We start from the raw sequence: 7,028 nt of genomic DNA, 5'->3' as shown, positions 1-7,028 counted from the left end.
GCGGCGCTGCTACCACTTCGCCTTGCGGCTGAAGTCGCGCTGGCCGCTCTCCGAGCCGTGACGGGGCTTGCGCGCCCCGTAGCCGCCGGTCTTCGACTCGGACCTGGCGCCGTCGAACTTCTTCCGGAACGGACGCTCGCCGCGGTCACCGGACGGGCGGTCGGAGCGCTCGCCGAAGCTGCGCTCGCCGTCGTGCCGCTTGAAATCCTTCCGGAAACCGCGGTCCCCGAATGAACGGTCGCCCCCGGAGCGCCCGCCTTCACTGCGCGGCTTGCGGCCGGAGTCCAGTTCCAGATGGATCAGCTCCCCGCCGATCCGGGTGCGGGACAGAGCGCGCAGTTGCTCCTGGCTCAGATTCGCCGGAAGCTCGACCAGGCTGTGGTCCGCGCGGATATCGATGCCGCCGATCTGGGCGGAGGACAGTCCGCCCTCATTGGCGATGGCGCCGACAATGGAGCCGGGCATGACGCGGTGGCGGCGTCCGACGGCGATCCGGTAGGTGGCGTTGCCCTCGGTCAGCGTGCGGGATGGACCGCGGGAAGCAAAGCCGTCGCGTCCGGCGCGGGCCTGCTTCGCCGGGGGCTGCGGCAGTTCCTCCATCAGCAGCGGACGCCCGCCCTGTGCCATCACGGCCAAGGCAGCGGCGATTTCCGTGGCGGTCACGTCGTGGTCCGCCTCGTACTTTTCCACCAGGTTGCGGAAGACCGCCAGGTCCTCGGATTCGATCGTTTCGGTGATCTTTTCCGCGAACTTCGCCAGGCGGTTGTTGTTCACCACCTCCACGGACGGCAGGTGCATCAGTTCGACGCTCTGGCGCGTGGCCTTCTCGATGGCGCGCAGCAGGTACTTCTCGCGGGGCGTCATGAACAGGATGGCGTCGCCGGTGCGGCCGGCACGGCCCGTGCGTCCAATGCGGTGCACATAGGACTCGGTGTCGTGCGGGATGTCGTAGTTGATGACATGGCTGATGCGCTCCACGTCAAGGCCGCGGGCGGCCACGTCGGTGGCGACAAGGATGTCGATGTTGCCTTCGCGCAGGGCCTCTACGGTGCGTTCGCGCTGCTGCTGCGGGATGTCGCCGTTGATGGCGGCGGCGGTGAAGCCGCGCGCCTTCAGCTTGTCAGCGAGTTCCTCGGTGGCCATCTTGGTGCGGACGAAGGCGATGACGCCGTCGAACTCTTCCGTCTCCAGGATCCGGGTCATCGCATCCAGCTTGTGCGGGCCCATGACCTGAACGTAGCGCTGCTTGATGTTGCTGCCCGTGGAGGTCTTGGACTTGACCGAGATTTCCGCCGGGTTGTTCAGGTACTGCTTGGCGATCCGGCGGATGGAGCCGGGCATGGTCGCCGAGAACAGGGCAACCTGCTTCTTCTCCGGCGTTTCGGAAAGGATCCGCTCGACGTCCTCGGCGAAGCCCATGCGCAGCATCTCGTCCGCCTCGTCCAGCACCAGGTACTGGAGTTCGGACAGGTCCAGCGAGCCCTTCTCGATGTGGTCGATCACGCGGCCGGGGGTGCCGACGACGACCTGGGCGCCGCGGCGCAGGCCGGCCAGCTGGGGGCCGTAGGCCGAGCCGCCGTAGACGGGCAGCACGGAGAAACCGTCCATATGCGCGGCGTAGGAGGAGAAAGCCTCGGCAACCTGCAGGGCCAGCTCGCGGGTGGGTGCGAGGACCAGGATCTGGGTTGCCTTCGACGGCGGCAGTTCCGCCATGCGGGAGAGCGCCGGAATGGCGAAGGCTGCGGTCTTGCCGGTGCCCGTCTGGGCGAGTCCGACGACGTCGCGGCCCTCCAGCAGGACCGGGATGGTGGCGGCCTGGATGGGCGAGGGCTTTTCGTAGCCGACGTCCGTCAGCGCAGCGAGTACGCGGCTGTCAAGGCCGAAATCGGTGAACAGCGTGTCGTTGCCCTCTTCCGGTGTCTGCACGGAAGCGGTGTCTTCGATGATGTCCTGGGTGGTGGGGGCGAAGGTTTCGGGCATGGAAAAATACCTCATTCATAGGGGCCGGGCGGCATCTGTGCCGCGCTACACGAAGAAGTCCGGCACTGTTTCAATCCCGCGGCAGGACTTCGCATCACAACTGGTCTGTGCGCCATCTCGGCGGTCACGTGTGACGTTTTCTTCTAACCGGCGCTCCCGTATGAAACTGCTCGCTCAATCGGCGAGCCCCAACACAACAGATCTCGCCCGGTTTCCGGCGGCAGCCGGTATCCGGGCATGAAATTCAGGGAATTCCGGAGTGGGGGATACATCCAGTGTACGGCATGGACCGGAGCACCGGCGCCGCACCGGCGCTTCGGGCGGGTGAAGTTCGGCACACGGAACAGCAATACCCCCAAATCTGGGCTGGTGGAAGTCTCTTGGGCAGTGGGACGATTTGAGCCTGGGGAACTGCCGGACAACGACATGGATATGACGGCATTGATATGACAACTTCACTTCGCACTTTCTGGGGACCAACTGCTGCCGGAGTTTTTTCTCTGGCCGTACTGGCTGGCTGCAGCGCGCTGCCTGCACTGGATACCGCCGCCGGGGGGACCGGTTTCGGTGTCAGCCCATCACCGCAGGCGCAGCAGCCGCCCGTACCTGCCGACAGGTCCGGTTCCGGGTCACCGCAGCAGGTCGTCCTGCCGCCGCATATCACGCTGCAGGCGGACGGGACCCTTGCTGAGGGCCCCTTGCCCGAGATGGACCGGCCCGATGCGCGGGACGGGGACGAGTTGACCATCCGGGTTCCGGATCTTTCCGACATTCCCGATGGCTCGACGCCGGTAGCCGGGTCTGCGCGCCAGACGGGTCCGGTGCTGCCCGGTCCGGTCCAGGCTGGGCCCATAGGGCCCGCCACAGAGCCGGGCAAGGCGGGACCGGTCCAGGCCAGCGCTCCGTCCGGCCCGGAGCAGCCCGGCCGCCAGGATCCCGCACGGCCAGGTTCGGCCGGCCAAACCGGTCCAGCCCGGTCCAGTGCAGCCCGCTCCGGCGCCGCCGACCCGGGAACAGCGAACCCGGGAGCGACGAATCCCGGCGCAGCCGGACCGGGATCACCCGTCGCTTCCGGCCCTGTGCCGCCCGCACTGCCGGCGCCGGTCCAGTCCGGTCCCGGACAGCCCGCTCCGGTTCAGCCGGTTCCGGTTCAGCCGGTTCCTGGCGGCGACGTGTCCGGTCCTGTCGTGGACGACTCCCCGGCTGCGCCGGTGACGCCGCCGGCACAGCCGGCCACGCCGCCGGCTGCCTGTGGACTGGTGGACCGCGGCACGTTGTCGGTCCTGCTCGGCGACCCGGCTGCTGCACTCCAGGACGGGGTCGCGTACCAGGTTCCGGTGCCTGCCGACGGTGGGCGCCAGTCCACGAGCTGCGGGTACGCGTTCGACGCCTCCGGCCCCGGCGGCCTGACCGTGACCGTCACCCGGTTCGCCGATATGGCTGCCTTCAGTGACCGCTTGGCTGTGGAGATGCCGCCGCTGCTGGCGCGGATTCCCGGAATCGGACAGGAAACGGTCTTTGAAACGATCGTGATTCCGGAAACCGGCTACCGGTCCTATGAACTGACGGTGCGGCGGGGACAGGACCTGTACCAGTTCACGCTGAATGAACCCGGCGCTCCGCTGTACTCCACAGAGGAAGCGCAGGCTGCGCTGGCGGCAACGGCAGCGGCCGCCGGGCTCTGACCGTCAGCGTACGCTGCGCCGCAGTCGCTTCCCGATCGCTGCCTGCATGGCTGCGGCCAGCCTGATGGAACCGGCGGCGTCGGCAGCGAGCAGGCGTGCGGCGTCGTCGGAATCCGTCTGACGGAACCACCGGCCAACGGTGACGCCATGGTCTGGGCGATGGACGACGTCGATCCTGTCCCCCGCCCGGACCGTTCCCGGAGCCAGCACGCGCAGGTAGGTTCCCACCATCCCCTTCTCCGTGAACCGCCTGACCCACTGCGGCTCCCCCATGCGCCGTGCGAAGGTGGCGCATGGAATCCTCGGACCGGTGACCTCCAGGAGCACACCGTCGCCGATCCGCCACTGCTCGCCGATCACGGCCTCCGTGGTGGCGATGCCCTGGGTACGGAAATTCTCGCCGAAAAGGCCGGCCGGAACAGCGCGCCCCAATTCGCGCGCCCAGACCTCAGCCTCCTCCTGCGCATAGGCGTAGATCGCCTGGTCCTCGCCGCCATGGTGCTGCCGGTCCGCCTGGATGTCCGCGTAGAGGCCCAACCTGCGGACCTTGACCGGGCCGTCAACCGGACGCTTGTCGATGGCGGTGACGCCTGTCGGCCCGGAATCGGAGAGCAGGGCGTGGACGCGGCAGACGGCAAGCAGGGTACCCGAAATCATGTCTACCATCCTGCCACCTGCGGGAGGCCGGCCCCGGACCGGTATCTTGGACTCAGGAACCGCAAGGAAAGGCCCCTATGCAGACTGCACCGCTGACCGTCATGCTCTCCTTCTGGACTTGGCTCATCCTGGCCAGTCTCGCGGCCATCGGTATGGTGACATCATTCCTGACCGGGCTGGCGCAGGAGTCGGAGCGGCTGGGTCTGTTCGTCCTTGCCTGCGTCCTCCTGGTGCTGGGCGCCTCCAGCGCCATCTACGCCTTCCAGCTGCGCCGCGGCCGCAATGCCGCGCGGAAAACCGTGACGACCACCGGACTTATGATCGCCGCCATCCTGTTCATCCGCGGCCTGCCGGTCATGGTGATCGCCGGCGTCATTATCCTTGCCGGGGTCATCCTGCTGTGGCTGCCGGCGAGCAACCGCTACTTCAAGCCCGCCCGCCCCAAGGCCCGGCGCTGAGCCGGTGTTCAGCGCCCATGTTCTGCGCCCAGTCCCTGCCCAGACTACTCAGGTTCTGGCTTTCAGGACATAACAAAACCGGCACGTCCCACAGGACACGCCGGTTTTGCATGGAGAAGTTGAGCAGAGTGGTTCACCCACGTCTGCACCCGCGGGCCAGCCAGGCTCAGCCAGGCAGTTGGCCCAGCGCCTGCTCCAGGTCCGCCAGCAGGTCCTCGAGGTCCTCGATGCCCACGGACAGCCGGACCAGGTTCTCCGGCACGGCCAGTTCAGTGCCCTTGACGGAAGCGTGCGTCATCTCCGAGGGGTAGTTCATCAGCGACTCGATGCCGCCCAGCGACTCGGCCAGCGTGAACACCCGCGTGGACTCGGCCACCTTGCGGGCCGCGGCTTCCCCGCCCTTGAAGGACACGGAAACCATGCCGCCGAAGCCGCGCATCTGCTTCTTTGCCAGCTCGTGGCCGGGGTGGTCCGGCAGACCCGGGTAGTACACGGCCTCCACTTCGTCCCGGCCGGACAGCCATTCCGCCACCGCCTGGGCGTTGGCCGTGTGGCGCTCCATGCGCACGCCCAGGGTCTTCAGCCCGCGGGTGGTCAGGAACGCGTCCATGGGAGCGGACACCGCGCCAACCGCGAACTGCACGAAGCCGACCTTCTCCGCCAGCGCGTCGTCGTTGAGGACCACCGCGCCGCCGATCACGTCGGAATGGCCGCCGATGTACTTGGTCGTGGAATGGACCACGACATCCGCGCCGAGCGCCAGCGGGGTCTGCAGGTAAGGCGATGCGAAGGTGTTGTCGACGACCAGGAGGGCACCGGCGTCGTGCGCCACCTTGGCCAGCGCGGCGATATCGGTGATCTTCATCATCGGGTTGGAGGGGGTCTCCACCCACAGGAACCGGGCCTTCGCGGCGGCGACGGCGGACGCCACCTTGTCCAGGTCCGCCATGTCGACGACGGTGTGCCCGATGTTCCACGGCCCCAGCACGCGGCTGATCAGCCGGTAGGTTCCGCCGTAGGCGTCATTGCCCAACACGATGTGGTCCCCCGGCTGCAGCAGCGCGCGGATCAGCGAATCCTCCGCGGCCAGGCCGGAGGCGAAGCTGAAGGCATGCCGGCCGCCCTCCAACGCGGCCAGCTGCACCTGGAGCGCGTCGCGGGTGGGATTGCCGCCGCGGCCGTATTCGTAGCCGTTGCGCAGTCCGCCGATGCCGTCCTGGGCAAAGGTGGAGGACTGGTAGATCGGCGGGACGACGGCGCCGGTGGTCGGATCGAAGTCCTGGCCGGCATGGACGGCGCGGGTGTTGAAGCCCTGGTTTTCGGAGGTGCTCACGGTGGACCTTTCGCTGGTTGGGGAAGCCGGTGCCTGAGGTTGGTCGGGCAGCTACTTGTTCAGGTAGAAGAGCAGGTCGTGGCGCGTCAGCACGCCGATCGGCCCGCCTACGAAGGTGACCATCAGGGCGTCGACGTCCTGCAGTTTCTTGCGGGCGCTGGACAGCGACTCGAGGGAACCGATGACTGGCATCTTCTCCCCCATGTGCAGGCTGACCCGGTCCGTCAGCTTGGCTTCGCCGCGGAACAGCTTGGACGTCAGGGAGCGTTCGTCCACGGATCCCAGGACCTCGCCCATCACCACGGGCGGCTCCTGCGAGAGCACGGGGATGTGGTCCACGCCGTACGTGTTCATGATTTCGATGACGTCGCGCACCGTCTCGTTGGGGTGCGTGTGGACCAGGTCGGGCAGGCTGCCGGTTTTGGAGCGCAGTACGTCGCCGACCGTGGTCTCCTCCCCGTCCTCGAGGAAGCCGTAGGACTTCATCCAGTCGTCATTGAAGATCTTGGCCAGGTAGCCGCGGCCGCTGTCCGGCAGCACCACCACGACGACGTCGTCCTCGGTGAGCTTTTCGGCCACCCGCAGCGCGGCCACCACGGCCATACCGGAGGAGCCGCCGACCAGCAGGCCCTCCTCCAGGGCCAGCCGGCGCGTCATGGCGAACGACTCGGCGTCGTTGACGGCGATGACCTCATCCGGTACCGACTTGTCATAGTTGCCGGGCCACATATCCTCGCCCACGCCCTCGACGAAGTACGGGCGTCCGGTTCCGCCGGAGTACACGGACCCTTCCGGGTCGGCTCCGATGATCTTCACCCGGCCGGAGGCACGGTCCGCGGAGACGTCCTTAAGGTAGCGTCCGGTGCCGGTGATCGTGCCGCCGGTTCCTGCGCCGATCACCACATGCGTGACCTT

The 7,028-nt window shown here is 67.6% G+C and carries 6 protein-coding genes; 2 read left to right on the top strand and 4 right to left on the bottom strand.

All coding sequences use genetic code 11. The features are described 5' to 3' along the window. Positions 1 to 9: 9 nt before the first annotated feature. A complete protein-coding gene (locus tag AC5RW2_RS39425; RefSeq protein WP_494031058.1) occupies positions 10 to 1,980 on the bottom strand; it encodes a DEAD/DEAH box helicase in 1,971 nt (656 codons plus the stop codon). A gap of 1,187 nt (positions 1,981 to 3,167) precedes the next feature. On the opposite strand from AC5RW2_RS39425, the gene AC5RW2_RS39420 reads away from it, so the two are divergent. Continuing rightward, positions 3,168 to 3,665 carry a hypothetical protein gene (locus tag AC5RW2_RS39420; RefSeq protein WP_494075206.1) on the top strand — a complete coding sequence of 166 codons (498 nt, stop codon included), beginning with the start codon at positions 3,168 to 3,170 and terminating at the stop codon, positions 3,663 to 3,665. Positions 3,666 to 3,668: 3 nt separating this feature from the next. On the opposite strand, the gene AC5RW2_RS39415 is transcribed toward AC5RW2_RS39420, so the two are convergent. Next, positions 3,669 to 4,322, bottom strand: coding sequence for an MOSC domain-containing protein (locus AC5RW2_RS39415; RefSeq protein ID WP_494031056.1), 654 nt, complete (start codon positions 4,320 to 4,322; stop codon positions 3,669 to 3,671). A gap of 77 nt (positions 4,323 to 4,399) precedes the next feature. On the opposite strand from AC5RW2_RS39415, the gene AC5RW2_RS39410 reads away from it, so the two are divergent. Continuing rightward, positions 4,400 to 4,780 (top strand): hypothetical protein, encoded by a 381-nt coding sequence (locus tag AC5RW2_RS39410; RefSeq protein ID WP_494031055.1) that lies wholly within the window; start codon positions 4,400 to 4,402, stop codon positions 4,778 to 4,780. Positions 4,781 to 4,946: 166 nt separating this feature from the next. Here AC5RW2_RS39410 and AC5RW2_RS39405 read toward each other — a convergent pair whose 3' ends face one another. After that, positions 4,947 to 6,113, bottom strand: coding sequence for a cystathionine gamma-synthase (locus AC5RW2_RS39405; RefSeq protein ID WP_494031054.1), 1,167 nt, complete (start codon positions 6,111 to 6,113; stop codon positions 4,947 to 4,949). Positions 6,114 to 6,164: 51 nt separating this feature from the next. After that, positions 6,165 to 7,028: pyridoxal-phosphate dependent enzyme (locus AC5RW2_RS39400; RefSeq protein ID WP_494075205.1), on the bottom strand; the 864-nt coding region annotated here is incomplete at its 5' end.

It is taken from the genome of Arthrobacter sp. B0316-1-20, from assembly GCF_059091865.1.
Note: the sequence above shows the minus strand (reverse complement) of the source record. Positions and strands in the feature narration are given on the sequence as shown.

Coding starts and splice junctions, on each gene's coding strand:
- AC5RW2_RS39415 (WP_494031056.1), bottom strand. CDS start 4,322: ATGATTTCGGGTACCCTGCTTGCCGTCTGCCGCGTCCACGCCCTGCTC.
- AC5RW2_RS39410 (WP_494031055.1), top strand. CDS start 4,400: ATGCAGACTGCACCGCTGACCGTCATGCTCTCCTTCTGGACTTGGCTC.
- AC5RW2_RS39425 (WP_494031058.1), bottom strand. CDS start 1,980: ATGCCCGAAACCTTCGCCCCCACCACCCAGGACATCATCGAAGACACC.